At 63.2% G+C, this 25,752-nt stretch carries 21 protein-coding genes; 2 read left to right on the plus strand and 19 right to left on the minus strand.

Translation table 11 applies throughout. The features are described from left to right. Positions 1–2: 2 nt before the first annotated feature. Positions 3–2,372: a Tex family protein gene (locus KZJ38_RS13925; RefSeq protein WP_219796464.1), complete on the plus strand. Its 2,370-nt coding sequence runs from the start codon at positions 3–5 to the stop codon at positions 2,370–2,372. 153 nt (positions 2,373–2,525) lie between these two features. Here KZJ38_RS13925 and KZJ38_RS13930 read toward each other — a convergent pair whose 3' ends face one another. The 17 genes from KZJ38_RS13930 to ndk all read right to left on the minus strand — a co-directional run bounded on the left by KZJ38_RS13930 (position 2,526) and on the right by ndk (position 22,616). After that, entirely contained in the window at positions 2,526–4,412 is a 1,887-nt protein-coding gene (locus KZJ38_RS13930; RefSeq protein ID WP_219796466.1) for a potassium transporter Kup, read from the minus strand. 383 nt (positions 4,413–4,795) lie between these two features. Beyond that, the gene (locus KZJ38_RS13935) at positions 4,796–5,371 is read right to left on the minus strand and encodes a phosphoribosyltransferase (protein WP_219796467.1); all 576 of its coding nucleotides are present in this window, start codon (positions 5,369–5,371) and stop codon (positions 4,796–4,798) included. 3 nt (positions 5,372–5,374) lie between these two features. After that, positions 5,375–6,721 carry an adenylosuccinate synthase gene (locus tag KZJ38_RS13940; RefSeq protein ID WP_219796468.1) on the minus strand — a complete coding sequence of 449 codons (1,347 nt, stop codon included), beginning with the start codon at positions 6,719–6,721 and terminating at the stop codon, positions 5,375–5,377. Between the two features lie 215 nt (positions 6,722–6,936). Further along, a complete protein-coding gene (locus KZJ38_RS13945; protein ID WP_219796470.1) occupies positions 6,937–8,088 on the minus strand; it encodes an ATP phosphoribosyltransferase regulatory subunit in 1,152 nt (383 codons plus the stop codon). 112 nt (positions 8,089–8,200) lie between these two features. Beyond that, a complete protein-coding gene (locus KZJ38_RS13950) occupies positions 8,201–8,392 on the minus strand; it encodes a DUF2065 domain-containing protein (protein ID WP_075156799.1) in 192 nt (63 codons plus the stop codon). 41 nt (positions 8,393–8,433) lie between these two features. Next, the gene (hflC, locus tag KZJ38_RS13955) at positions 8,434–9,345 is read right to left on the minus strand and encodes a protease modulator HflC (RefSeq protein WP_219796471.1); all 912 of its coding nucleotides are present in this window, start codon (positions 9,343–9,345) and stop codon (positions 8,434–8,436) included. After that, on the minus strand, positions 9,342–10,811 hold the full coding sequence (gene hflK / locus KZJ38_RS13960) for an FtsH protease activity modulator HflK (RefSeq protein ID WP_219796473.1): 1,470 nt from the start codon (positions 10,809–10,811) through the stop codon (positions 9,342–9,344). The genes hflC and hflK overlap by 4 nt, the downstream gene beginning before the upstream one ends. A 170-nt stretch (positions 10,812–10,981) precedes the next feature. After that, the gene (gene hflX / locus KZJ38_RS13965) at positions 10,982–12,310 is read right to left on the minus strand and encodes a GTPase HflX (RefSeq protein WP_246641770.1); all 1,329 of its coding nucleotides are present in this window, start codon (positions 12,308–12,310) and stop codon (positions 10,982–10,984) included. An 84-nt stretch (positions 12,311–12,394) separates the two neighbouring features. After that, positions 12,395–12,631 (minus strand): RNA chaperone Hfq, encoded by a 237-nt coding sequence (gene hfq, locus KZJ38_RS13970; RefSeq protein WP_007580427.1) that lies wholly within the window; start codon positions 12,629–12,631, stop codon positions 12,395–12,397. Between the two features lie 152 nt (positions 12,632–12,783). Continuing rightward, positions 12,784–14,124 carry a ribosome biogenesis GTPase Der gene (gene der / locus KZJ38_RS13975; RefSeq protein ID WP_219796474.1) on the minus strand — a complete coding sequence of 447 codons (1,341 nt, stop codon included), beginning with the start codon at positions 14,122–14,124 and terminating at the stop codon, positions 12,784–12,786. Positions 14,125–14,661: 537 nt separating this feature from the next. Beyond that, positions 14,662–15,807: an outer membrane protein assembly factor BamB gene (bamB, locus tag KZJ38_RS13980; protein ID WP_219800331.1), complete on the minus strand. Its 1,146-nt coding sequence runs from the start codon at positions 15,805–15,807 to the stop codon at positions 14,662–14,664. 78 nt (positions 15,808–15,885) lie between these two features. Further along, complete coding sequence (locus tag KZJ38_RS13985; RefSeq protein ID WP_219796475.1) at positions 15,886–16,524, minus strand: tetratricopeptide repeat protein; 639 nt, start codon at positions 16,522–16,524, stop codon at positions 15,886–15,888. A gap of 90 nt (positions 16,525–16,614) precedes the next feature. Next, on the minus strand, positions 16,615–17,955 hold the full coding sequence (hisS, locus tag KZJ38_RS13990) for a histidine--tRNA ligase (protein ID WP_219796479.1): 1,341 nt from the start codon (positions 17,953–17,955) through the stop codon (positions 16,615–16,617). 20 nt (positions 17,956–17,975) lie between these two features. Continuing rightward, entirely contained in the window at positions 17,976–19,265 is a 1,290-nt protein-coding gene (gene ispG / locus KZJ38_RS13995) for a flavodoxin-dependent (E)-4-hydroxy-3-methylbut-2-enyl-diphosphate synthase (protein ID WP_425518252.1), read from the minus strand. A 365-nt stretch (positions 19,266–19,630) separates the two neighbouring features. Further along, positions 19,631–20,755, minus strand: a complete 1,125-nt coding sequence (locus tag KZJ38_RS14000) for a helix-turn-helix domain-containing protein (RefSeq protein WP_219796482.1) — start codon at positions 20,753–20,755, stop codon at positions 19,631–19,633. A gap of 180 nt (positions 20,756–20,935) precedes the next feature. Then, positions 20,936–22,087 (minus strand): dual-specificity RNA methyltransferase RlmN, encoded by a 1,152-nt coding sequence (gene rlmN / locus KZJ38_RS14005; protein WP_219796483.1) that lies wholly within the window; start codon positions 22,085–22,087, stop codon positions 20,936–20,938. 103 nt (positions 22,088–22,190) lie between these two features. Then, positions 22,191–22,616 (minus strand): nucleoside-diphosphate kinase, encoded by a 426-nt coding sequence (gene ndk, locus KZJ38_RS14010; RefSeq protein WP_219796484.1) that lies wholly within the window; start codon positions 22,614–22,616, stop codon positions 22,191–22,193. A 311-nt stretch (positions 22,617–22,927) separates the two neighbouring features. Here ndk and KZJ38_RS14015 point away from each other — a divergent pair, with 311 nt between their 5' ends. Further along, positions 22,928–23,626, plus strand: a complete 699-nt coding sequence (locus KZJ38_RS14015) for a Bax inhibitor-1/YccA family protein (RefSeq protein ID WP_219796485.1) — start codon at positions 22,928–22,930, stop codon at positions 23,624–23,626. A gap of 144 nt (positions 23,627–23,770) precedes the next feature. Here KZJ38_RS14015 and KZJ38_RS14020 read toward each other — a convergent pair whose 3' ends face one another. Together KZJ38_RS14020 and bamC are read right to left on the minus strand one after the other, a co-directional pair. Beyond that, positions 23,771–24,544, minus strand: a complete 774-nt coding sequence (locus KZJ38_RS14020) for an MBL fold metallo-hydrolase (RefSeq protein WP_219796487.1) — start codon at positions 24,542–24,544, stop codon at positions 23,771–23,773. 7 nt (positions 24,545–24,551) lie between these two features. Next, positions 24,552–25,679 (minus strand): outer membrane protein assembly factor BamC, encoded by a 1,128-nt coding sequence (bamC, locus tag KZJ38_RS14025; RefSeq protein ID WP_219796489.1) that lies wholly within the window; start codon positions 25,677–25,679, stop codon positions 24,552–24,554. Positions 25,680–25,752 lie beyond the last annotated feature (73 nt).

Consider the following 25,752-nt stretch of genomic DNA (forward strand, 5'->3'; position numbering starts at 1 on the left):
TTATGACGGAAACCGTAGCACTCAAGATCGTCCAGCGCATTGCCACCGAACTGTCTGTCCAGCCTCGCCAGGTTGCAGCGGCAGTGCAACTCCTCGATGAAGGTTCGACCGTTCCGTTTATCGCCCGATACCGGAAGGAAGTCACCGGCAATCTCGACGATACGCAACTGCGCAATCTCGAAGAACGTCTGCTCTACCTGCGCGAACTCGAAGACCGGCGCGCGGCCATCATCGCGAGCATCGACGAGCAAGGCAAGCTCACCGACGAGCTGCGCACGGCCATCGAGGCCGCCGACAGCAAACAGGTGCTCGAAGACCTTTATCTGCCTTACAAGCCGAAGCGCCGCACGCGTGCGCAGATCGCGCGCGAAGCCGGTCTCGAGCCGCTCGCACAGGCGCTGCTCGCCAATCCGCTGCTCGATCCGCAAAGCGAAGCCGCACAGTATGTGAACGCCGAGAAGGGCGTCGCCGACGTGAAGGCGGCGCTCGACGGCGCGCGCGATATCCTCTCCGAACAGTTCGGCGAAACCGCGGACCTGCTCGGCAAGCTGCGCGATTACCTGTTTAACCAGGGTGTCGTGTCGTCGTCGGTGATCGAGGGCAAGGAAGGCGAGGAAGGCGAGAAATTCCGCGATTATTACGACTACGCCGAAACGATCAAGACCGTGCCGTCGCATCGCGCGCTGGCCCTCTTCCGCGGCCGCAACGCAGGCGTGCTGCTCGTGAAGCTGGGTCTGGGCGAAGAACTCGACGCCCAGGTGCCGCATCCGGGTGAAGCGATGATCGCGCGCCACTTCGGTATCGCGAACCAGGCGCGCCCGGCCGACAAGTGGCTCTCCGATGTCTGCCGCTGGTGCTGGCGCGTGAAGGTGCAGCCGCATATTGAAAACGAGCTGCTCACGAACCTGCGCGAAGAAGCCGAGCACGAGGCGATTCGCGTGTTCGCACGCAATCTGAAAGACCTGCTGCTCGCCGCGCCGGCCGGCCCGAAGGCCGTGATCGGCCTCGACCCGGGCCTGCGCACCGGCGTGAAAGTGGCGGTCGTCGATCGCACGGGCAAGGTGCTGGCCACCGATACGATCTACCCGCACGAGCCGCGCCGCGACTGGGACGGCTCGCTTGCGAAGCTCGCGCGGATTGCCGCGCAGACCCAGGCTGAGCTGATCAGCATCGGTAACGGCACCGCGTCGCGCGAAACGGACAAGCTCGCCAGCGAGCTGATCGCGCGCCATCCGGAACTCAAGCTGCAGAAAATCGTGGTATCCGAAGCCGGTGCGTCGGTTTATTCGGCATCCGAACTGGCGGCCAAGGAATTCCCGGAACTCGATGTGTCGTTGCGTGGCGCGGTGTCGATTGCGCGGCGCCTGCAAGATCCGCTTGCGGAACTGGTGAAGATCGAGCCGAAGGCGATCGGCGTCGGCCAGTATCAGCACGACGTAAACCAGCGCGAACTCGCGCGCTCGCTTGACGCGGTCGTCGAAGATTGCGTGAACGCGGTCGGCGTCGACGCGAACACGGCGTCGGTGGCGCTGCTCGCGCGCGTGTCGGGGCTCAATTCGACGCTCGCGCGCAATATCGTCGATTATCGCGATGCGAACGGTCCATTCCCCTCGCGCGAGCATCTGCGCAAGGTGCCGCGTCTCGGCGACAAGACGTTCGAGCAGGCCGCGGGCTTTTTGCGCATCAACGGCGGCGAGAACCCGCTCGACCGTTCGTCGGTACACCCGGAAGCGTATCCGCTCGTCGAGCGCATGCTCGCGAAAATCAGCAAGCAGGTCGGCGAGGTGCTTGGTAATCGCGAGGCGCTGTCGCGGCTCGCGCCGACCGAGTTCGTCGATGAGCGCTTTGGCCTGCCGACCGTGCGCGACATTCTTTCGGAGCTCGAAAAGCCGGGCCGCGATCCGCGCCCCGAGTTCAAGACCGCGACGTTCCGCGAAGGCGTCGAAAAGATCTCCGATCTGTCGCCGGGTATGGTGCTCGAAGGCGTCGTCACGAACGTCGCGGCATTCGGCGCGTTTATCGATGTCGGCGTGCATCAGGACGGTCTCGTGCACGTATCCGCGATGTCGACGAAGTTCATCAAGGACCCGCACGAGGTGGTGAAGGCCGGTCAGATCGTCAAGGTCAAGGTGCTCGAGGTCGATGTGAAGCGACAGCGCATTTCGCTGACGATGCGTCTGGACGATGACTTCGCGGCGGGCAGCAGCGGTAACGCAGGCGCGCGTGGCAATAGCGGTAGCGCGCAAGGCGACCGTGGCGGCGCGGGCCGCTCAGGCGGCTCCGGCGGCGGTGCACGCGGGCCGCAGCGTTCGCGTGACCCGGAACCGGTTAACGCGATGGCCGCCGCGTTCGCCAAGCTCAAGCAGCGTTAAGCGTGGCGCTGCCTCGGCGGCGCAGGCGGCAGGCAGCAGCCAACAAAAAAGCCCATGCAGAAGTTCTGCATGGGCTTTTGCTTTTTATCGACCTCTCGGGCTGCGATTCAACGCGCGCGCAACACGCACACCGCGCCGTGCCGCGCGCCATCTTCAGATCTCGATCTTCGTCCCCAGCTCAACGACGCGATTCGCGGGAATGCTAAAGAAGTCGGTCGGCTTCGCCGCATTCTGATGCATCCACGCGAACACGCGCTCGCGCCACACCGACATCCCCGGCAATTGCGTCGGCACCACCGTTTCTCGCGCAAGGAAGAACGACGTATCCATCAGCTCGAACGTCATATCGTTCGTACGCCCGACCGCTTCGAGCACCGCCTTCACATCAGGCGTTTCGTTAAAACCGTACACGGCCTTCACAAGAAAGAGCCCGTCACTGACATCCTTGACCGTCAACCGGTCGGTTTCTTCGACATACGGAATATCGCGCGTGACGAAGGTCAGGAAGATCGTGCGCTCGTGCAGCACCTTGTTGTGCTTCAGGTTATGCAGCAGGCTCACCGGCACGAGCGTCGAATTGCCGGTCAGATAGATCGCCGTGCCCGACACGCGATGCGGCGGGTGCGCGAGCAGCCCCTGCACGAACGGCATCAGCGGAATACCGTCGGCGGCCGTGCGCTCCTTGACGATCATCCGGCCTTTGAACCACGTCATCAGCAGGAAGAACAGCATTGCGCCGATGCCAAGCGGCAGCCAGCCGCCATCGGCCACTTTCAGCAGGTTCGCGCCGAAGAAACCAAGGTCCACAATCAACAACCCGCTGATAATCAGCGCGACAATCAGCTTGTTCCAGTTCCACACCTTCACCATCACGACGCACGCGAGGAGGGTGGTGATCACCATCGTCGCGGTCACGGCGATGCCGTACGCAGCGGCAAGGTTATCGGAGCTCTTGAAGCCGATCACGATGCACAGGATGATGAAAAGCAGCATCCAGTTGACGACCGGCACGTAGATCTGCCCGATCGCCAGTTCCGACGTATGCAAAATCTTCATGCGCGGCACATAGCCGAGCTGGATCGCCTGGCTCGTCAGCGAATAGGCGCCCGAGATGACCGCCTGCGACGCGATCACGGTCGCGACGGTGGAGAGCACCACGAGCGGCAGCAAGGCCCATTCGGGTGCGAGCAGATAGAACGGATTTTCGATCGCTTTCGGATCGTGCATCAGCAGCGCGCCCTGCCCGAAATAGTTGAGCACGAGCGACGGCATCACGAGCACATACCAGGCCACGCGAATCGGCTTTGCGCCGAAGTGGCCCATATCCGCATAGAGCGCTTCGGCGCCGGTCAGCACGAGCACGACCGAACCAAGCACGACATACGCCTGCAGCAGATGCGCGGACATGAACGTCACTGCGTAGTAGGGATTGAGCGCGGCGATCACTTCGGGCGACTGCAGAATGTGCGACAGCCCGAGCACCGCAAGTGTAACGAACCACAGCACCATGATCGGTCCGAACAGGCGCCCTACCGCCGCCGTGCCGTGCCGCTGAATCCAGAACAGCAGCAACAGGATGACCATCGTCAGCGGCAATACCAGATGCGCGAGCTTCGGAGCGGCAATCTCGAGACCTTCGACTGCTGACATCACCGAGATGGCCGGTGTGATGACCGCGTCGCCGTAGAACATGCATGCGCCAAAAATGCCGAGCATCGTAATGAGCCCCGCCGCTTTGGTACGTGCATCGAATGAACGCAACGCCAGCGCCATCAACGCGAGCACGCCGCCTTCGCCGTTGTTCGACGCGCGCATCACGAACAGCACGTACTTGACGCTCACGACCACGACGATCGCCCAGAACAGCAGCGAAATCACGCCGAGGATTGAATCTTGAGTAAGGGGAATGCCATGCGACGGGCTGAACGCTTCTTTCAGCGCATATAGCGGGCTGGTGCCGATGTCTCCGAACACGACCCCGATCGCAGCGATCGCGAGCGCGGGCATGGGTTGCCTCGGCGCGTGATGGTTGTCTGTCATAAGCGCGAAAAGAAGCCGTTCCTCGGAGGCAAAAATGAGCGGTATTCTAGCCTGCGCTCAAAAGCCAACCGTTCGGCATGTTGTGCAAACGCCACGTGAGTCTGGAACGTCCGAAGTTTAGCATCGCACTTTGGCGAAGTCTGCCGCGGGCATCGTCTTTTGAATGTTCTTGACATGCGTTCATGCATGAATGCCGCGTCACACGGTGCTTGCGCCCGGTTGCTTCATCAGCGTGCGTGATTCACGCATACAAAAACGGAGCCGCTATGGGCTCCGTTTGCTGTGCTTCGTTGCTTTCACTGCGCTGCTTTCGCTCGCGAAATGAGGCGACACGTTGCTGAACGACCGGGCGCACGACTTCACGTCGGGCCGTCATCGTTTCGTCATGCGTCGTGCGGCGTGCCGCGCTTGATCCACGCGCCGAGATTGTGCGGACGCACCGTGTCCCATTCTTCGAACGGCTGATGAATCCACGGGTTCGTCGGCAGGTGCTGCACGTGATAGTCGGGCTTGACCTTCGAGCACGCCTTGTACCACAGCACCGCCGAGCGCACCGCCGTAATGGCCGGATAGCGGTCCTTCAGATGCTGCTGCACACGTGCCAGCGTGACGCCTGAGTCGACCAGATCGTCGACCAGCAGCACGTTGCCCGTCAGCTCACCACGCGTCATTGTGATGTACTGCGCAATATCGAGCTCGCCTTGATGCGTGCCGGCTGCTTCGCGATACGAACTGGTCGCGAGAATCGCGAGCGGCAGATCGTAAATGCGCGACAGCTGATCGCCGACCCGCAAGCCGCCGCGCGCGAGGCACAGGATCTTGTCGAACTTCCAGCCCGATTCGTGCACCGCGAGCGCAAGCAGTTCGATGAGCCGGTGGTATTCGTCCCAGCCGACCCAAAGGTTCTTCTCGTCGTTGCGCGGGTCTTTCATCGCGATCATCGGTACACCTTCGACCATCGATTACACCTTGAACGGATGGCGCAGCAGGATCGTTTCATCTCGGTCCGGGCCCGTCGACACCATGTCGATCGGCACGCCCGCGACTTCCTGCACGCGCGTCAGGTACGCACGCGCATTGGCCGGCAGCTTGTCCCATTCCTTGATGCCGATCGTGCTTTCCTTCCAGCCCGCGAAGCTTTCGTACACGGGCTCGCAACGCGCGACTTCGGACGCGCCGCGCGGCAGGATGTCCGAATCCTTGCCGTCGATCTTGTAGCCGATGCAGAGGTTCACTTCGTCCAGACCGTCGAGCACGTCGAGCTTCGTGATGCACAGACCCGACACGCCGTTGATCTGGATCGAACGGCGCAGCGCGGCCGCATCGAGCCACCCGGTGCGGCGCGGACGGCCGGTGACCGAGCCGAACTCCTTGCCGACCGTGGCAAGCGTCAGACCGATCGGCGCCTGGCGCGCGGCATTGTCCGCGTCGTACAGTTCGCTCGGGAACGGGCCCGAACCGACGCGCGTGCAATACGCCTTCGTGATGCCGAGGATGTAGTCGAGCTTCTGCGGACCGACGCCCGCGCCGGCCGACGCCGCGCCTGCCACGCAATTGCTCGACGTGACGAACGGATAGGTGCCGTGATCGATATCGAGCAGCGTGCCTTGCGCGCCTTCGAACAGCAGGTTGTGGCCGCCGTGGTTTTCGTCGTAGAGACGGCGGGAAACGTCCGTGACCATCGGCTTCAGACGGTCGGCATAGCCAAGCATTGCATCGAGTGTTTGCTGATAGTCGACCGCTGCCGCACCGAGGTACTGCGTGAGCACGAAGTTGTGGAAGTCGAGATTCGCGCGCAGACGTTCGGCGAAGGCTTGCGGCTCGAACAGATCCTGCACGCGCAGCCCGCGGCGCGCGACCTTGTCTTCATACGCAGGACCGATGCCGCGGCCCGTCGTGCCGATCTTGCCCGCGCCGCTCTTTGCTTCGCGCGCCTGATCGATGGCGACGTGATACGGGAGAATCAGCGTGGTGGCTTCGGAGATGAAAAGGCGTTTTTGCACGTCGATACCGGCGGCTTCGAGCTCTTCGATTTCCTTGAAGAGCGCCTCCGGCGACAACACGACGCCATTGCCGATGTAGCACGCGACCTCGGGCCGCATGATGCCCGAGGGAATCAGACGCAAGATGGTTTTCTTGCCGCCGATGATGAGCGTATGGCCGGCATTGTGACCGCCCTGAAAACGGACGACGCCTTGCGCGTGATCCGTCAACCAGTCGACGATCTTGCCCTTGCCCTCGTCACCCCATTGGGTCCCAACCACGACGACGTTGCGCCCGGGGTTCACATTCACTGCGCTGGCAGACATGTTGTTTCTTGAGCTGGTTAAAAACGTATTTTACCTGGGTTCGCTGCCAGTTCCGAATTTTTTGTCACAAAATTTCCCTTTGCGCTCAAGGGCATGGGTGCATAAAGGTGCACCTTGCCATGCTGCGGGCGAGGTCGCCGGCAGCACGGTTTAGCGACGCCGCACCCGTCGGAGTGCGGGCATCAGGAGCGAATCAGGCGAGCATCAAGCGTGTATCAAGCGCGCGCTCGCACCACCCACGCGCCGCCCTCCTCGACGAGCACGCGGTCGAACGCGAATTCGTCGACACCATGGTCGTGGCCCGGCAGCGCCTGAATCACGACTTCGCCCGCGTCGCGCAGTGCGGCGACGCTCGCGCGCAACGCGTCGTCGTGCTGCCACGGCGCGAGAATCGCGCTGCTACGCGCTTCGATCGGAGAAATGCGCGCTACTTCGCGCAGGTCCAGCGAAAAGCCCGTGGCGGCGCGCGCACGGCCGTACGCCTGGCCGACATGGTCGTAGCGGCCGCCGCGCGCGACCGCGTTCGGCACCCCGTCGACATACGCCGAGAACATCACGCCGCTGTGATACGCGTAGCCGCGCAGGTCGGCCAGATCGATCATCACTTCGGCGCCTTCCACCTGGGCGGCGAGGAAGGTCAGATCGTCGAGCGCGCGCGCGATTTCAGGCGCGTTCGGCAGACGCGCACGCGCTTCGTCGATCACGTCCGCGTGGCCATAGAGCGTCGGCAACGCGCGCAGCGCGTCGCGCACGACCGGCTTCAGGTTCGCCGTGAGTTCGACGAGGCGCGGCACGTCCTTGCCGGCGAGCGCGTCGTAAAGCGCTTCGCCAAGCGTTGCCGCGGCCGGTTCCATGTCGATCAGCGCGGCCAGCACGCCCGCATGGCAGAGGTCGAGCCGGACCTTCGCGAGGCCCGCCAGACGCAGCGCATCGAGCATCAGTTGCTGGATTTCGAGGTCCGCTTCAAGGCCCGCATGGCCGTAGATTTCGGCGCCGATCTGGATCTGCTCCCGCGTGGCATGCAGGCCGCGCGGCCGCGTATGGAGCACGACGCCCGCATAGCAGAGGCGCGTCACGCCCTGCCGGTTCAGCAGATGCGCGTCGATGCGCGCGACCTGCGGCGTGATGTCGGCTCGCAAGCCGAGCGTGCGGCCCGACAGCTGATCGACGAGTTTGAAGGTGCGCAGATTCAGGTCGCTGCCGCCGCTCGTCAGGAGCGACTCGATATATTCGAGCATCGGCGGCATGACCATTTCGTAGCCGTACGCGCGGAAGCGATCGAGCAGGCGCCGGCGCAGCTCTTCGATCTTGCGCGCTTCCGACGGCAATACGTCGGCAATGTTCTCGGGAAGTAACCAGGTCGACATCGATAGGTCCTGCGAGGTTGTGCATGGCGCGCTGGGCGCGCCGAAGAATCAGATGAGGATACGGATGAGAGGCGAAGCACACCGGGCGCGGGTCCTGCGCGCCGCGCGCGCATCAGGTCGCGATCAGCAGTAGCACGAGGCCGAGCCCCATCACGATCAGCCCGCCGATCCGGATATGGTGCGGCGGGCGCTCCGCTATTCTACGAAAGGTATCGCGCCACGCGACCGGAAACACAAAGGGAAACATCCCCTCGATGATCAGCATCAGGGCGATCGCGAGCAATAACGATCCGGCTATGTCCATGCGAATGAGGCTGCCGCGATCCGGTTGCCGCGGCGTTTCCTTTATTGATGATTTTTGCGTTGCGCCGCGGCGTCGTTCGGCGTCGTCTCCCCGCCGTTCGGGCCACGCATGAAGCGGAAGAAGTCACTGCTCGAATCGACCACGACGACGTCATTCGGCTTGAAGCTGTTCCGGTACGCCTGCATGCTCTGATAGAACTGGTAGAACTGCGGGTCGCGGCCATAGGCGTCGGCGGCGATCGCGGCGGCCTTGCCGTCGCCGTCGCCCTTGATTTCCTGCGCCTGCTTGTAGGCGTCCGCGAGCAGCGCCTGCTGCTGCTGCGCGGCGGCGTCCTTGATCTTGTCCGCTTCGGCGGCGCCCTGCGCACGCTCCTGGTTCGCGATCTGCTCGCGCCCGGCGATCATCCGCTTGTACACCGTGTCGGCCATCGATGCGGGGAAATCGACACGCGTCAGTTGCACGTCCACGACTTCCACACCGAGCGATTGCGCCGCTTTTTCCATGCCGCCCCGCGCGTCGTCGCCGACCGTCTGCAGCTTCGCGAGCAGGTCGGTGAGGTTGTACTTTGCGAAGGCGTCGGCGAGCGCGCCGCGCGAGATCAGCGCGAGCCGGTCCGGCAGGCTCTGCACGTCGCCCTTCGTTTCCATCACAAGCTTGACCGGGTCGGTCACGCGGAACTTGATGACGGGGTTCACGAGCAGATCGGTTTTGTCGGCCGCGGCGTAATGATCTTCGTCAGGCGTGTCGAGCGTCTGGATGCGCGTGTCGACCGGCGTCACCGTTTGCAGCGGCGGCGGCAGCTTCACGTGCAGGCCCGGGCCGAGCAGCGTCGGCTCGCCGTCGCCGCGCGGCGACAACACGGCCATATGCCGCTGGTCGACCGTAAACACCATCGACGATCCAACGAACAGCACGATCACGACTGCGATGACGAGCGCAATGATCCGGTTCATGGTTGCGCTCCTTGTTGCAGGTCATCTTCGCGGTTGCGGCTGCGGAACGAGTCGCGCGAGCGCAGCGGGTCGCTTGCGCCGGCGGGCTGGCTGGCCGGTGTCGCGGATGCAGCGCCCGATGCGGGTTGCGGCGCCTGTTGGCCCGCTTGTTGCCCCGGGGATTGCGGCACAGCTTGCGGGGTCGGCGGCGTGACGATGATCGTGCCCGGCGACGTTTGTGCGCCTGGCGTGCTCGCGGCCTGCGCGGAGGAACCCGCACCGCCTGCGGCCACCGCTGCTGCTTCGGCCGCCGCGCGCTGATTGTCGGCGACGAGCTTGTCGAGCGGCAGATACAGCACGTTGTTGCCGGCCTTGCTGTCGACAAAGACCTTCGTCGTGTTCGAGTAGATGTACTGCATCGTGTCGAGATACATCCGTTCGCGAATCACCGCGGGCGCCTTCGAGTACTGTGCATAGACTTCCTTGAAGCGCTCCGCATCGCCTTGCGCCTGCGCGACGACGCGATCGCTGTAGCTCTTCGCTTCGTCGATGAGGTTCGCCGCCTGCGCCTGCGCGCGCGGCAGCAGGTCGTTCGCGTAGGCCTGTGCATCGCGCTTCGCGCGTTCGCGGTCCTGGCGCGCCTTCGCTTCGTCTTCAAACGCCGGCTGCACCTGCTCGGGCACCTGCGCGCTCTGGATCGTCACGCCGGTCACCGCAAGGCCGGTTTTGAATTCGTCGAGCGAATGCTGGATCGCGTCGGTCAGTTGCTGACGGATGGCTTCGCGGTCCTGATAAAGCACATCGTTCGTGCTGCGCGAGCCGACGATTTCGCGAATCGCCGCCTGCGCGGCCTGCGCGACGCTCTGTTCGGGGTCGACGCTGCGGAACAGATAATCGACCGGCTTGCGAATCTGGAACTGCACCGCAAAGCGCACGTCGACGATATCCGCATCGTGCGTCAGCATCGACGCGTCCTTCACGTTCGCGAGCCGCACGACATTGCTGCGGCCCACTTCCACCGAATGGATCTGTCCGATGTTGACGATTTCGCTCGATTCGAACGGATACGGCAAGCGCCAGTGCACGCCCTGCTCGACCGTGCCGCGATACTTGCCGAATTGCAGCACGACGCCCGCCTGTCCTTCCTGGACGACGAACACGCCGCTGCCGAGATAGATCGCGATCAGCACGCCGATGACGATGCCCACACCGATGCGCGCGCTGCGCCCGTTGTCGGGACGGCGATCGCCGCCGCCCTTGCGGCCGAAGAAACGCGACAGGCGGCGGTTGAAGTCGCGCCACATTTCGTCGAGGTCCGGCGGGCCGTCACCGCCTTTGCCGTTCTGCGGGCGCTTCGAATCGTTCGAACGTTGCCGGTCGCCATTGCCGCCATTGCCGTTGCCGTCTCCCCGGCCCCAGCGCGGGTCGTTCAGCGACATCATGGCGCGCAGACGCAGCCAGATACTCCGTTGGTTGTATTGATTCACCTGTGTTCGTTCACCAGAGTAGACAGCGGGTCGATGCAATTCGGAAAAAGGCCAATCTCAATCGGGAAATCCGTCGCGGTCAATGCGCGGGCCCGCTCATGGGCTCCACTTTTGAATTCCGCTTCTGAGTCCCGCTTTCGAGTTCAATTATGGGTCAGCAGGCGCGGCGCTCAATGCCCGTGCTCGGTGACCCCACGGTGCTCGCGATGGTCTTCGTGCTCTTCGTGAAATTCTTCGTGGTCTTCGTGGCGATCGAGGTGCAATGCATCAGGCCCGGGATGTTCGTCAGGCGCCCGTTCGTCCGGCACCGCTTCGTCTTGCATCCCTTCGACTTGCGCCGTTTCGTTTTGCACCCGGTTTTGCATCCCGCTTTGCACCCAGACATCAGCACCCGATAGATGTTCAGCAGTGGCGATTTCGGCGATGGCAGCGCGCAATGCGTCAAGCCCCTGCCCCGTGCGCGCGCTCAAAAAGACGCGCGAAATATTACCATACTCGTCCCGCTCGACCGCCTCGCCGCGGGCCGCGAGCTCAGGCACCGCGTCGATCTTGTTGAACACCAGCACCTGGCGGATCGTATCCGCGCCGATGCTCGTGAGCACCTCGTTCACCTGATCGATCTGGTCGAGGCGCACCGCGCTCGACGCATCGACCACGTGCAGCAGCAGATCGGCGTGAATCGTTTCTTCGAGCGTCGCACGGAACGCGGCCACCAGTTGGTGCGGCAACTCACGGATGAAGCCGACCGTGTCCGACACGACGACCTGCCCGATCTCGCCGCCGAGATATACACGCCGCGAAGTGGTGTCGAGCGTCGCGAACAGCTGGTCGGCCGCATAGGCCTGCGCCTTCGTCAGCGCGTTGAAAAGCGTCGACTTGCCCGCGTTCGTATAGCCGACGAGCGACACCGACATCGTACGATTGCGCTCGCGCGCGCGGCGCTGCGTGCCATGCTGGCGGCGCAGGCGCTCGAGCCGCGACTTCAGCATCTTGATGCGCTCGCCGATCAGGCGCCGGTCGGTTTCGAGCTGCGATTCACCGGGGCCGCGCAGGCCGATACCGCCTTTTTGACGCTCGAGGTGCGTCCACGCACGCACGAGGCGCGTGGACAGATATTGCAGTTGCGCAAGCTCGACCTGCAGCTTGCCTTCGTGACTGCGCGCACGCTGCGCGAAGATGTCGAGAATCAGGCTCGTGCGATCGACGACACGCCTGTTAAGCAAGCGCTCCAGATTACGCTGCTGCGCCGGCGACAAGGCGTGATTGAAGATGACGAGATCGATGTTGTTCGCTTCGCATGCGAGGCGCAATTCTTCCGCCTTGCCGCTGCCGACGAACAGCGCGGCGTCGGGGCTCGAGCGGCGGCCCGTCAGCGTGACGGCAGGATGGGCGCCCGCGCTTTGCGCGAGCAGACTGAGTTCTTCGAGACTGGCGACGAAGTCGATCTTGCCGAAATCGATGCCGACAAGTGCTGCGTTGGTCAAATTGGCGGGTGTCAAAGTGGAAGCGGCCGCATGGGCGCTATTGAAGCGGCCGGTGCGCAACGCCGTCAGGCGGCATGCGTCGACCGGCCGCGACAAGGTTTAGGACGATTCAGAATCCGGGTGGAAATTCACCGGACGCGCGGGCACGACCGTCGAGATAGCGTGCTTGTAGACCATCTGGGTAACCGTGTTACGGAGCAACACAACGTACTGGTCGAACGATTCGATGTTCCCTTGAAGCTTGATGCCGTTGACCAGATAGATCGAGACCGGCACGTGCTCTTTACGCAGCGCGTTCAAAAACGGGTCTTGTAACAATTGCCCTTTGTTGCTCATAGCAAACTCCGTGTTTTTTTGCAGGTTGACTTAATTGACGACGAAGAAAAAGAAATCCGCCGTCAATCGCTACACTATAGCCGATTTTCCTTTATGCGCGCTTTGCTGAGGCGTTCGGCCTAAAGCGGCCAAACCCAACGTGCACGGGGCTTTCAGCCTTTGTCCGCATAAGGGTTCGTCGACGATCGGAACTCTATTCGCAATGGAGTCCCAGTCAGCGCGAAAGTTTCCCTGAAGCGGTTTTCGAGGTAGCGCTTATAGGTGTCCGTCACCGCATCGAGCGCATTGCCATGAATGACGATGATCGGCGGGTTTTGTCCTCCCTGGTGCGCGTAGCGCAGCTTCGGACGCACCGGCCCTTTGCGGCGAGGCTGCTGGAATTCGACCGCGTCGATCAGCGCGCGCGTGAGCTTCGGCGTCGGCAGCTTCGCCATCGCGGCCGCATACGCGGCGTCGACCGAGCGCATCAACGGGCCGATGCCGGTCTTTTCCGCAGCCGAAATGAAATGGAACTTCGCGAAGTCGAGGAATTTTAGCTTGCGCTCCAGGTCGGCTTTCGTGCGCTCACGCACGTGCGGATCGAGCCCGTCCCATTTGTTTACGCCCACCACGAGCGCGCGGCCCTGCTCGACAACGAAGCCGGCGATATGCGCGTCCTGGTCCGAAATGTCCTGCTGCGCGTCGAGCAGCAGGATCACGACGTTCGCGTCGGAGATCGACTGCAGCGTCTTCACGACCGAGAATTTCTCGATCGCCTCGAAGACCTTGCCGCGCCGGCGCAAGCCCGCCGTATCGATCAGCGTGTACTTTTTCCCCTGGCGTTCGAAGTCGACGTAAATCGAGTCGCGCGTCGTGCCGGGCATGTCGAACGCGATCACGCGCTCTTCGCCGATCAGCGTGTTGACGAGCGTCGACTTGCCGACATTCGGGCGGCCGACAATCGCGATCTTCACGCCGTGCTGCGCTTTTTCTTCTTCGGATTCTTCCGGCTGGCCCGCGTAGGCAACGTCGAGCGCTTCGCCGATCATTTCGGCGACGCCGTCGCCGTGCGCGGCCGAAATCGCGCGCGGGTCGCCAAGGCCGAGTTCGTAGAATTCAGCCGAGACCATGCCGTACTTCATCCCCTCGGCCTTGTTGACCACGAGGAAGATCGGCCGGCCCGTCTTGCGCAGATAGTCGGCGATCGACTTGTCCTGCGGCGCAAGACCGTTGCGGCCGTCGACGATGAACACGATGATGTCCGACTCCTCGACCGCCTGGCGCGTCTGACGCGCCATCTGGTAGAGGATGCCCTCTTTCGCGACCGGCTCGAAGCCGCCCGTATCGACGACCAGATACGGCCGCTCGCCGCCGACGCGTCCTTCGCCGTAGTGGCGGTCGCGCGTGAGGCCCGGCAGGTCCGCGACAAGTGCGTCGCGCGAGCGCGTGAGACGGTTAAAAAGCGTGGATTTCCCCACATTGGGGCGCCCGACGAGGGCAATAACGGGTTTCATCTGATGTTGTTCACTGTGAGGCGCGGGCTTCCGGATCACGGTCATTCAGCGCCGATCTGGCGAGACGGCCGATGAGGCCCGCGCTGGGCCGCTGCCCGCGCGGCCCGCGCAACCATTGGGCGGCATTGAGTCGCCGCTACTTCATTTGTCGCAAATTAGCACGAAATCGGCCCGCTCCGGATGCGTGGACGGCGTGGGCGTAGGGGATGCAGGTTGATGGCTCGCGTTGGTGCAGCGATTTGCGCAGTCGCGGCGCGTTGGCTCGTGCGGTGCAAGTACGCTGCCCGGATGGCAACACGTACCGGCATCAAAATGCGCCTGGAACGAGCGGGCGGCTTGGGTGCCAAAACGTGGCAATGATGCGGTACCGCTGCCCGGCCCGGCCTTGACGCCGGCCGGCTACCGCGCCTTGACCGGATGTCGATGACGGCCCGGTCGCGCCGCGTTCCGGCCGTCGTATTGCTCGCACTGCAGTTCGCACTGTACGCGCACCACCGCGCACGATGGTGCGTTCAGCGTCGGCGCCGCACCCTCTGCTTAGCGCGGCCGGAACCCGTACAGGTCGCCGTCGTGCGTCTGCACGACGAGCGTATCGCCCGCCAGCACCGGCGCCGCGGTAATCTCGCTGCCGTCCGTTTTCATGCGCGCAATGAATGTACCGTCATCGCGCGACAGGAAGTGCACGAAGCCCTTGTAGTCGCCGACCACCGCTGCGTGGCCGAGCAGCGCCGGCACGCTGACGTCGCGGCTCTTCAACTGCTCGTTACGCCACAACTGCTTGCCGGTCGTGACATCGAACGCGGTCACGATCGACCAGTCGTCGCCGCCCACCACCACCTGTTCGTCCTGCGCGATACCGCTCGTGCTCGAAAATGCCTTTTCCCAGATCGCGCGCCCCGAGTTGGCGTCGAAGCAGCCGAGCTGTCCCTGGAACGTCACTGCGCAGGTTTCCGCGCCCACCAGCGTGGGCGGTCCGGTCACGTCGTTGATACGCTCGACTTCGGTCACACCCTTCGGATACGACACCGGCGTCTGCCAGTACGCATCGCCGTTTTGCAGATTGATCGCCGCGAACTGGCCGCCCGGGAAGCCCGCCAGCACGGCGGCGTCGCCCGCGAACGTCATGCCGGCCGTGACACGCAGATTGAGCGGCACGGCGCGGTTACGGAACACCCAGCGCTGCTCGCCCGTTTGCCCGTTGAACGCGATGATCTGGCCGTCGATCGTGCGCACGATCACGAGACCGTTGCCGACCAGCGGCGGCGACAGGATTTCACCCTGCACCGAGCCTCGCCACAGCAGCTTGCCGTCCGGCCCGAGCACGTTCACCGCGCCCTTGAGCCCGCCGACCGCGGTCAGGTTGCCGTCAGTGCCGACACCGGCCGACAGGTCGTCTTTCAGTTTCACACGCCAGATGTCATGGCCGGTCTTCGCGTCGATCTTCGCGACCGAGCCGTTCGCGCCCGCGGCATAGACGGCGTCGCCGACCGCGACCGGCGCGAACATGTAGCGGCCCGCCTTGCCGACGCTCGCCTTCCACGTCTGCTGCACGTCGAGCTGGGGTTTGAATTCAGTCAGCGGCGTCGGCACGCGGCGCTCGTCTTTCGACGACGAGCATGCCGCCATCGTGAGCACGGCGAGCGTACAGGCGACGGGCACGGCGTAACGTTTCAGCAGATTCATCGGTGAACGAAGCATGTCTGGTTTAATCAGTGAAGTGAAGGCGGAACGCGGCGCCGGCTCAGCGGCGCCAGATGACGTTTAGCCGCCCAACGCGTCGAGCTTGAACTGAATCAGCTGACGCGTCGAAATATCGTTTTTCGGCAGCGCATCGAGCGCGACCTTGTAGGCCGCGCGCGCGTCGTCGCGCTTGCCTTGCGCGGCAAGCAGATCGCCGCGGCTATCGGCGACAACACCCTTGAAAGCGTCCGATTCCGGTTGCGCGACGAGCGCGAGCCCCGCGTCGTAGGCCTTTTCATCGAGCAGCAGCGAGGCGAGACGCAGCTTCGCGATCTGCTTGAATTCAGCGTCTTTCGCGTGATCGGCCGCCCATTGCAGCTGCGCTTTCGCGCCGGGCTCGTCGCCGGCCTGATACAGCGCTTTCGCCGCGGCTAGCGCCGTCATCTGGGCGTAAGCGGTGCCGCCGAACTTGTCTTCCATGTCGGTGGCGATGCGCGTGACGGTTGCCTTGTCGGCCTTGTCGCCGGCTGCGGTCGCCTGCTGCAGCTGGTCGTAGAGCACCGCCGCTTCGGACGCCTGATGGCGCTGCCAGTAATTCCAGCCGTTCCAGGCCGCCGCCGCGACGACCGCCACCAGCAGAATCCACGTGGTCGCGTTACCCCAGCGCTCCCACCATGCCTTCACGCTTTCTAATGTTTCCTGCTCGTCGTGGTAACTCATCGCGAAGCGATTCCTTCCCTATTGATGCTTTAGCCGTTTTCAAATGTTTTCAACTGTTTTGCGCGCGAAAAGCGCCGAAAAACGCTGAAATCAGTCGGTCTCGTCGTCAGAGGACGCAACCATCGCATTGATTAGAAATTCGGTCAAGTCTTCGGCCGCTACCGTCTGCTGTTCGCTTTTTGCGCCAGCCGCGCCGACGTCGCGCAGCGGCTTCACGCCGACCGTGCCGTTGGCGATTTCGTCGTCGCCGAGAATCACCGCGTACGCCGCGCCGCTCGCGTCGGCACGCTTCATTTGCGACTTGAAGCTGGCCATCGCGCCGTCCGCACTGCAGTGCAGGATCACGTCGAGCCCTGTGTCGCGCAGCCGCTCCGCGATGATAAACGCCTGGTCGCGCGCCGCGTCGCCCTGATGCACCACGTAGACGTCGCAGCCCTCTTCCTCGGGCACGAGCTGCTCTTCCTTCAGCAGCTCGAGAATGCGCTCGACGCCCATTGCCCAGCCGCATGCCGCCGTCGGCTTGCCGCCCAGCTGCTCGATCAGCGGATCATAACGGCCGCCCGCGGCGACTGTGCCTTGCGCGCCAAGCTTGTCGGTGATCCATTCGAACACGGTCAGATTGTAGTAATCGAGCCCGCGCACGAGCCGCGGATTGATCGTGAACGGGATATTGTTCGCTTTCAGGATGCGCTGCAGCCCCTCGAAGTGCGCCAGCGATTCAGCGCCGAGGAAGTCGATCAGCTTCGGCGCATTGCGCGCGATGTCCTGCAGCGCCGGGTTCTTCGTGTCGAGCACGCGCAGCGGGTTCGTGTAGAGGCGGCGCTTCGCGTCCTCGTCGAGCGCATCCTGGTGCTGTTCGAGATACGCGATCAGTTCGACGCGGTGCGCGGCGCGCTCATGCGCGAGACCGAGCGAATTGATTTCGAGCTTGATGCCGGCAAGACCGAGGTCGTCCCACAGACGCTGGCACATCAGGATGATTTCCGCGTCCGCGTCCGGGCCCGCGAAACCGATCGCCTCGACGCCGACCTGGTGAAACTGACGGTAACGCCCGCGCTGCGGACGCTCGTGACGGAACATCGGACCCACATACCACAGACGCTTCGGACCGTCGTACAGCAGGTTGTGCTCGATCGCCGAACGCACGACCGCCGCGGTATTTTCGGGGCGCAGCGTCAGGTTTTCGCCGTTCAGCGCGTCGGTGAAGCTGTACATTTCCTTTTCGACGATATCGGTCACTTCGCCGATACCGCGCGTAAACAGCTGCGTATGCTCGACGATCGGCGTACGAATATTCTGGTATCCGTAAGAACGGAGCATCGACTTGACGGTCGATTCGAAAAATTCCCACAGTTGGGCGTCTTGCGGCAGGACATCGTTCATGCCCTTCACGCCGGACAGTTTTTCGAGCTTTTTCTTCTGTTCAGTCATCTGTATTCAGTCGCGGAGATTTAGCTGAGCACTTCGGTGCGGCCGTAACGGCGCTCGACGTAGTCGCTCACGATTTGCTGGAACTCTTCGGCGATGCGCTCGCCGCGCAGCGTCTTGACCTTTTCGCCGTCGATAAACACCGGCGCAGCCGGATTCTCGCCCGAACCCGGCAGGCTGATGCCGATATTCGCCTGCTTCGATTCGCCCGGCCCGTTGACGATGCAACCCATCACGGCGACGTGCATCTTCTCGACGCCAGGATAGAGATCGCGCCACACCGGCATCTGCGTACGCAGATACGTTTGAATTTGCGAGGCGAGCTCCTGGAACAGCGTGCTCGTCGTGCGGCCGCAACCGGGGCATGCGATCACCATCGGCGTGAACGAGCGCAGGCCCATCGTCTGCAGGATTTCCTGGCCGACGATCACTTCGCCCGTGCGCGACGCGCCCGGTTCCGGCGTCAGCGAAATGCGGATCGTGTCGCCGATGCCCTGCTGCAGCAGCACAGAAAGCGCGGCCGTCGACGCGACGATGCCCTTCGAGCCCATGCCCGCTTCAGTCAGCCCAAGGTGCAACGCGAATTCGCAGCGGCGCGCGAGCTCGCGATACACGGCGATCAGATCCTGCACGCCGCTTACCTTGCACGACAGAATGATCTTGTTGCGCGCGAGACCCAATTCGACCGCACGTTCGGCCGAGCCGATCGCCGACTGGATCAGCGCCTCGTACATCACGCTTTGCGCTTCCCACGGCTCGGGACGCGCGGCGTTTTCGTCCATCATCTTCGCGAGCAGGTCCTGGTCGAGACTGCCCCAGTTCACGCCGATACGCACCGGCTTGTCGTATTTGACAGCCGCTTCGATCATCTGCGCGAACTGCGTATCGCGTTTCGCGCCATGGCCGACGTTGCCCGGATTGATCCGGTACTTCGACAGCGATTCGGCGCACGCCGGATAGTCGCGCAGCAACAGGTGACCGTTGTAGTGAAAGTCGCCGACGAGCGGCACCGTGACGCCCATGCGGTCCAGCTGCTCACGGACGGCCGGCACGGCCGCCGCTGCTTCCGGCGTGTTGACCGTGATGCGCACGAGTTCCGAGCCCGCCTGCGCAAGTTCCTTGATCTGAATTGCGGTACCGATCGCGTCGGCGGTGTCGGTGTTGGTCATCGACTGCACGCGCACCGGCGCGTCGCCGCCGATCGTCACGAGGTTGCCGCCCCAACGGACGTCGACTGCGTTCGATGCGCGGCGCGGCGCATGGCCGCCGAAAACCGGCTCGGTCGAACAAATTTGACTGGTGGTGGATTGCATGGAATCGGAGTGCATCGATAAACCCGCCATTGAAGGCTGCGCCTTGAAGTGTGCCTTTGAAGCCGGCTCTGCTGTCGCAGTTCGCTGCAGTCTGGCTATGAAACGCTCTCTGCAGCGAGCCGGCTATTGAAATCTGCTGTTGGACCCGCTTTGAAACTCGTATCGAGCGGCGCGGCTCGCATTGCCTCGCGCTGGCCGCGCGCTCGTATTGTAACTATGCCGTATGCATCGGTCGGCGGGCGTAACGCCGGTTCGCTTCACCAGCTGTTTCACCGGTTTGTTATCGCTTCGCCCGCCGCCCGCCCGAGCCCGGCGATGAGCGTGGCGCACCACGCGAGCCGTGCAGAGACCGCCGCGCGGAGTCATCAAGGCAATGCGAAGCGTGCCACATTCCCCTTCGCCGATGCATATTTGGCCGGATCGACGGGCTGTCCGTCGAGCGTCATCGAATCGAGGCCGGCCTTGTTGCCGACCGTCACCTTGAACGGCGCCTCGCCGCTCACTTCCTTGCTGTCGCCCGCGTGCACGAGGCCCGAAAACATTTCCTTGCCGTCTTTCTGACGGATGCTGAACCAGCTGTCCTGCGTCACCTTGACCGTCACCGTCGATGAGCCCGCGGGCACGGCCGGCTGAGTCGCGCTTGCCGCGGCCGCGTTCGTTGCTGTCGTCGTCGCGCTGGCCTGCATTGCGGCGTTGGCCGTAGCCGCAGCCGCGTTCGCCGAACTTGCCGCCACGTTTGGCGCGGCCGCTGCCGGAGCCGCTGCCGCCGGTTGCGCCTGCTGTTCGTCAGACTGCGACGCCGCTTGTGCAGCACCCGCCGTCTGCGCATCCGATGCTTCGGCGTTGTCGGCCGCCTGCACCGTCGTCGAGCCCTGCGCCACATTGGCGGCTGCACCACTCGCGCCGCCCGCGGCACTCGTCGAGCCCACGCCGCTCGCGGTCGCCTTCAGGCGCGCGAGCCATGCGCTCGAGTCGCCCCCGTTCGTATGCCACATCGCCAACGCGATCAACGCGACGACCACGGCCGCCACGCCCCACAGCCATGAACGCCGACGCGGGCCGTTGCTGCCAAGCGACAGCGATACCTTGCCACGCGGTAAGTCGGCGCCCGACGACGCGGGCATCGTCAGGTCCGGCGCCGGCACGCCGCGTTCGCGGCGCAGCGCCTGCGTATAAGGCGCCGGATCGGCGCCGAGCATTTTCGTGTAGCTGCGCACGACGCCGAGCGCGAAGGTCGTATCCGGCAAATGACTCAGATCGCCCGCCTCGAGCGCGCGCAATTTGGTGACCGATACTTTCAGTCGCGCGGACACATCTTCGATCGACCAACCTTTCGATTCGCGCAACTGAGCAAGACGCGCCCCCACCGAAGCAAGCGACTCGTTACCCGCCTGCATGGCCGGCTGCAGCGTAGCAGGAGCGGCGACCGGCGCCGGACGCCCGGCATGTCTATCGGTGTCGTGCGGTTGCGGGTGCTGCGGCTCACTCATCCCAAATCCTTTCGCGTCGATTCTTCTTGTACGACCCGCTCAAGCTTATGACTCGAGCCGCAATCGCAGACCGTTTATAACAAAATGTGCGGGCCTATGTGCAGCTTTTCTGTGCGCCGCTCATGTGCCATTCATGCGCCACTCATGCGCCAGACAGACACTGCGGCCGGCCCCGCACAGTTACACGGCGCGAACCTCGATAACCTTCGCCGCCTTCCCCATACGTTCAGCAAGCCGCGTGCGATCCTTGATCGCACCGGCTAACTGGCCGCAGGCAGCATCGATGTCGTCGCCGCGTGTCTTGCGCACCGTCGTGACGACCCCTGCGTCGATCAGCACGTGCGCGAACCGCTTGATCTGTTCCTGTTTCGAGCGGAAAAGCCCCGACTCCGGGAACGGATTGAACGGAATCAGATTGAATTTGCACGGCACGTCGCGCGTCAGCGCGAGCAGTTCGCGCGCCTGCGCTTCGCTGTCGTTCACGCCGTCGAGCATGCAATATTCGAAAGTAATGAAATCTCGCGGCGCGACTTTCAGATACCGCTGGCACGCGGCCATCAGTTCGCGCAGCGGGTACTTCTTGTTCAACGGCACGAGCATGTCGCGCAGATCGTCGGTGGGCGCGTGCAGCGACACCGCGAGCGCAACCGGCAGATCGGCGCCGAGCCGGTCCATCATCGGCACGACGCCGGACGTGGACAGCGTGACGCGCCGGCGCGACAGGCCATACGCGTTGTCGTCGAGCATCAGGCGCATGGCCGGCACGACCGCGTCGTAGTTCAGCAGCGGCTCGCCCATGCCCATCATCACGACGTTCGTGACGACACGCTCGCCCTTGCCGTCGCCACCCGTTGCGCGGCCGCCATCGACACCGAGCGACGCGCGCAGCGCGAATTCCGCCATGCGCAGCTGGCCAATGATTTCGCCCGTGCTCAGATTGCGTGAAAAGCCTTGCTTGCCGGTCGAGCAGAACCGGCAATTGACCGCGCATCCGGCCTGCGACGACACGCACAGCGTGCCGCGCCCTTCTTCCGGAATGAACACGGTTTCGACTGCATTGCTATTGCCGACGTCGATCAGCCACTTGCGGGTGCCGTCGGCAGAAATATGGTCGCTGACAATGCCGGGCATCGTGATCGATGCGCGGCTTTTCAGCTTTTCGCGCAGCGACTTCGCGAGATCGGTCATGCCGTCGAAGTCCGCCGCGTTGTACTGGTGAATCCAGCGCTGCAATTGCTTGGCGCGAAACGGCTTCTCGCCGAGGCTGCCGCAGTATGCGGCGAGCCCTTCGGCGTCGAGATCGAGAAGGTTGACGGTGGGACTGCTCGTCATATCGAATCCTGCCATTTCAGTGCGAGACTGCGTTCACCCAGCAAGCTGCATGAACGCACTGCCGTTCGCGCCCGTTCCGGCGTTGTTACTACACCATCGCGGCTTAGCGCGAATAAACATTCACTTCCGGGAAGAAAAACGCGATTTCGACGCGCGCCGTTTCGGCCGCATCCGAACCATGCACCGCGTTCGCGTCGATGCTGTCGGCGAAATCGGCACGGATCGTGCCCTTCTCGGCCTTCTTCGGATCCGTTGCGCCCATCAGGTCGCGGTGCTTCAGGATTGCGTTTTCGCCTTCGAGCGCCTGCACGACGACCGGGCCCGAAATCATGAATTCAACGAGGTCCTTGAAGAACGGACGCTCACGGTGCACAGCGTAGAACTTCTCAGCGTCGGCACGCGACAGTTGCACCATCCGCGACGCCACGATCTTGAGGCCCGCGTTTTCGAAACGGGTATAGATCTGACCAATTACGTTCTTGGCCACAGCGTCCGGCTTGATAATCGACAGAGTGCGTTCGATCGCCATAAAAACTCCAAAAAATTAAGAAGTTACAAATTCAAATGAATCCGCTATTGTAGCATGTTCCAGGGTATGATTGCGATTGAACCCTTACATCTTGAAAGAATCAAAGCAGAGTGCCCACCGCGGCTTACAGAACCCAAGGAAACAGCCTCGCGTTTAAGGTTGCAATCGTCGCGAAGTGCATTGAAACTCCTGTGCGCCGCGCTTATCTTAGGGTTGGTGGGTCGAGTGACCGGCGGCAACCCGCTTGCCGGCACCGTAGAACAGATAGTGCAAACCACCGGGTAACACTGCGTCTCACGCAAGGAGAAACCATGAACGAATCACCCTATAACTTTGGCCGCAGTGGTTCCGTCACCACGGCCGAAACACGCAACCGCGTACTGCGCAACACCTACTGGCTGCTCGCGCTGTCGATGGTGCCGACGGTGCTGGGCGCGTGGGTGGGCGTCGTCACGGGCTTCTCGCTGTTCGCCGCCACCAGCCCCGCGATGAGCATGCTCGCGTTCTTCGCGATCGCGTTCGGCTTCATGTTCGCGATCCAGAAAACCAAGGACAGCGCTGCCGGCGTATTCGTGCTGCTAGGCTTCACGTTCTTCATGGGCCTGATGCTGTCGCGCCTGTTGAGCTTCATCCTCGGCTTTTCGAACGGTCCGTCGCTGATCATGCTCGCGTTCGGTGGCACCGGTGTGATCTTCGCCGCGATGGCAACGGTCGCCACGGTCAGCAAGCGCGATTTCTCGGGCCTCGGTAAGTGGCTGTTCGTCGGCGTGATTGTGCTGCTGCTCGCGATGGTCGCGAATCTGTTCCTGCAGTTGCCGGCGCTGATGCTCACCATCTCGGTGCTCGCCATCGTGATTTTCTCGGCGTACATGCTGTTCGACGTGCAACGCGTGGTGAACGGCGGTGAAACGAACTACATCACCGCAACGCTCGCGATCTACCTCGACCTGTACAACGTGTTCGTCAATCTGCTTGCGCTGCTCGGCATCTTCGGCGGCAACCGCAACTGACATCGTTGAAAGCCAGACCGGCGGCTTAGCGCGACATAGCACCGCCGGCTTCAGTTGGAAAAACGCCCGTGACGAATCGTCACGGGCGTTTTGTTTTTAGCGCTGGATATCTTGCCGAGCGAGCTTACGGACAACCGACACCGACTAAAGCGTCAGCCAGTCGAAGCCGCTGTCCTGGGACGCGACCACGACGTCCGCGGCCGCCGCGTTCAGCACCGCGGCCATCGCCGCCTGCGCCAGTTCCGGCAGATTATTCTGCTGGCTCAGATGCGCCGCGACCAGATGACGCAACCGCGACCGGTCGAGCGAAGCGAGGATCTCGGCCGCCGCGTCGTTGTTCAGATGCCCGTGGTTGCCGCCGATGCGCGCCTTCAACGACGCCGGATAACGGCTCGTCGCGAGCATCTCGACGTCGTGATTGCATTCGAGCACCAGTGCGTCGCAGCCGCTTAATACCGCGTTGATATGCGGCGTCGACGTGCCGACGTCGGTCAGTACGCCGAGCCGCGCCGCGCCGTTCGAGAACACATACTGCAACGGCTCGCGCGCGTCGTGAGGAACGGTATAAGGCAACACGCTGAGATCGCCGACCGCGACCGCCTCGTCGCCCCACAGCACGCGCAAATCGACGTTCGCGTCGTCGGCGCCGACCGCGCGGGCCGTGCCCCAGCTCATGTACAAGGGAACCGACCACTTGCGGGCGAGCGTCAGCGCGCTGCCGATATGGTCGCTGTGTTCGTGGGTAATGATGATGGCGGCGAACGGCTCGGCGTCGAGACCGATCCGCGCGAGCCGCCGTTCAACTTCCTTCGCCGAGAAGCCGCAATCGAGCAGAACGCGCGTAGTCGTCGTGCCGCTTTGCGCTTCGACGACCAGTGCATTGCCTTCGCTGCCGCTTCCCAGACTGGCGAACCGCACGGCCGCGTTAGTTCAGCTGTGCATGCAGCAGCGACACGATGCGCTGCGCGTCCGATGACGTATCAATCTGCCCGTTCGAATCGACCACGGCGACCTGCGTCATGGTGTCGCTCGTCGGGCGCACATTGACGAGGTATTCCGGGCTCTTCGATTTTTTCGGGTCGCTGGTAAAGATCTTGCCGAGCAGCCCCTCGCGCTTCACTTCCTGCAGGGAATCGGCGTAGCGGACGTAATAAATGCCCTTCTCGCGATCGCGATTGTCGACCGTGAAATTGGTCCGGTCGAGCGCAAGGCCGACGCGCAACCATGCGCGGTCGAACGACTCAGGCAGGTCGAGCGTCGTTTCGCCGGCCAGTTTCGCGCTCGCCGCCGCCGGACGCGCATCGGTGATCAGCTGCTTCGATTGCGCGTCGGTCAGGCCGAACTTCTGCATCAGCTTCGACAGGAAGGCCGCTTCAAGCGCCGGATCGCGCGGCTGCTCAACCCATTTCGACGATGTCTTGTCCATGCCCGTCAGCACTTCTTCCATCGAACTGTGCGTGATCGAGATATCGGTTGCGCCGCTCGCATCGCGCGAAACGAGCGTGCGGAAGCTGTCGCGCGTGCCCGACGAATACGCGAAATCGATCACGCGGCCGACCGTGCGGCGGAACCAGTCGTCCGGAATGTTCGCGCGATTTTCGGCCCAGTCGGTGGTCATGATGCCGGTGGACGGCGCGTTTGTTTTCAGCGAAAAACCGTTCTCCGTCCAGAATTCCTGCAGCTGCGGCCACAGCTGATCGGGCGTACGGCCGTCGACGACGAGCCAGCGGCGGTCGCCGTCGCGCTCGATGTGCATGCCGAGCGGATCCTGCGCGGTCGGCACGCCTTCGGTCAGATTGCCGGCTTCGGTCTTCGCGCGCTGCGGCGCGCTGCCGAGCGCGGTGCCAACCGGCGGCGCCTCATAGCGCTGGTCGATCTGCGCGGCGGTCAGATCGTTCGGCACGGCGAGCGGCGGCGCCGTCGGCGTGTCCTTGTAGTTGACCCGATCTGTGGCGAGCATGTCGTTCAGCGACTCGCAACCAGCAAGCGCCGACACAGCAAGCGTCAAAACCGCGACGCGCGTTGCGTGGATGGAGAGGGCGGAACGTTTCATGTGGTCCTTCGTGACGCTGGAACGCGTGCCAGGTTCGGATCCCGAACGAGGCGTGATCGTTATGGTTAAACAA

This window comes from Paraburkholderia edwinii, from assembly GCF_019428685.1.
Taxonomy (GTDB): domain Bacteria; phylum Pseudomonadota; class Gammaproteobacteria; order Burkholderiales; family Burkholderiaceae; genus Paraburkholderia; species Paraburkholderia edwinii.

Excerpts from the sequence above, each read along its gene's own strand:
- KZJ38_RS13925 (WP_219796464.1), top strand. The coding sequence starts at position 3 with ATGACGGAAACCGTAGCACTCAAGATCGTCCAGCGCATTGCCACCGAA.
- KZJ38_RS13930 (WP_219796466.1), bottom strand. The coding sequence starts at position 4,412 with ATGACAGACAACCATCACGCGCCGAGGCAACCCATGCCCGCGCTCGCG.
- KZJ38_RS13935 (WP_219796467.1), bottom strand. The coding sequence starts at position 5,371 with ATGGTCGAAGGTGTACCGATGATCGCGATGAAAGACCCGCGCAACGAC.
- KZJ38_RS13940 (WP_219796468.1), bottom strand. The coding sequence starts at position 6,721 with ATGTCTGCCAGCGCAGTGAATGTGAACCCCGGGCGCAACGTCGTCGTG.
- KZJ38_RS13945 (WP_219796470.1), bottom strand. The coding sequence starts at position 8,088 with ATGTCGACCTGGTTACTTCCCGAGAACATTGCCGACGTATTGCCGTCG.
- KZJ38_RS13950 (WP_075156799.1), bottom strand. The coding sequence starts at position 8,392 with ATGGACATAGCCGGATCGTTATTGCTCGCGATCGCCCTGATGCTGATC.
- hflC (WP_219796471.1), bottom strand. The coding sequence starts at position 9,345 with ATGAACCGGATCATTGCGCTCGTCATCGCAGTCGTGATCGTGCTGTTC.
- hfq (WP_007580427.1), bottom strand. The coding sequence starts at position 12,631 with ATGAGCAACAAAGGGCAATTGTTACAAGACCCGTTTTTGAACGCGCTG.
- der (WP_219796474.1), bottom strand. The coding sequence starts at position 14,124 with ATGAAACCCGTTATTGCCCTCGTCGGGCGCCCCAATGTGGGGAAATCC.
- bamB (WP_219800331.1), bottom strand. The coding sequence starts at position 15,807 with ATGAATCTGCTGAAACGTTACGCCGTGCCCGTCGCCTGTACGCTCGCC.
- KZJ38_RS13985 (WP_219796475.1), bottom strand. The coding sequence starts at position 16,524 with ATGAGTTACCACGACGAGCAGGAAACATTAGAAAGCGTGAAGGCATGG.
- hisS (WP_219796479.1), bottom strand. The coding sequence starts at position 17,955 with ATGACTGAACAGAAGAAAAAGCTCGAAAAACTGTCCGGCGTGAAGGGC.
- ispG (WP_425518252.1), bottom strand. The coding sequence starts at position 19,265 with ATGCAATCCACCACCAGTCAAATTTGTTCGACCGAGCCGGTTTTCGGC.
- KZJ38_RS14000 (WP_219796482.1), bottom strand. The coding sequence starts at position 20,755 with ATGAGTGAGCCGCAGCACCCGCAACCGCACGACACCGATAGACATGCC.
- rlmN (WP_219796483.1), bottom strand. The coding sequence starts at position 22,087 with ATGACGAGCAGTCCCACCGTCAACCTTCTCGATCTCGACGCCGAAGGG.
- ndk (WP_219796484.1), bottom strand. The coding sequence starts at position 22,616 with ATGGCGATCGAACGCACTCTGTCGATTATCAAGCCGGACGCTGTGGCC.
- KZJ38_RS14015 (WP_219796485.1), top strand. The coding sequence starts at position 22,928 with ATGAACGAATCACCCTATAACTTTGGCCGCAGTGGTTCCGTCACCACG.
- bamC (WP_219796489.1), bottom strand. The coding sequence starts at position 25,679 with ATGAAACGTTCCGCCCTCTCCATCCACGCAACGCGCGTCGCGGTTTTG.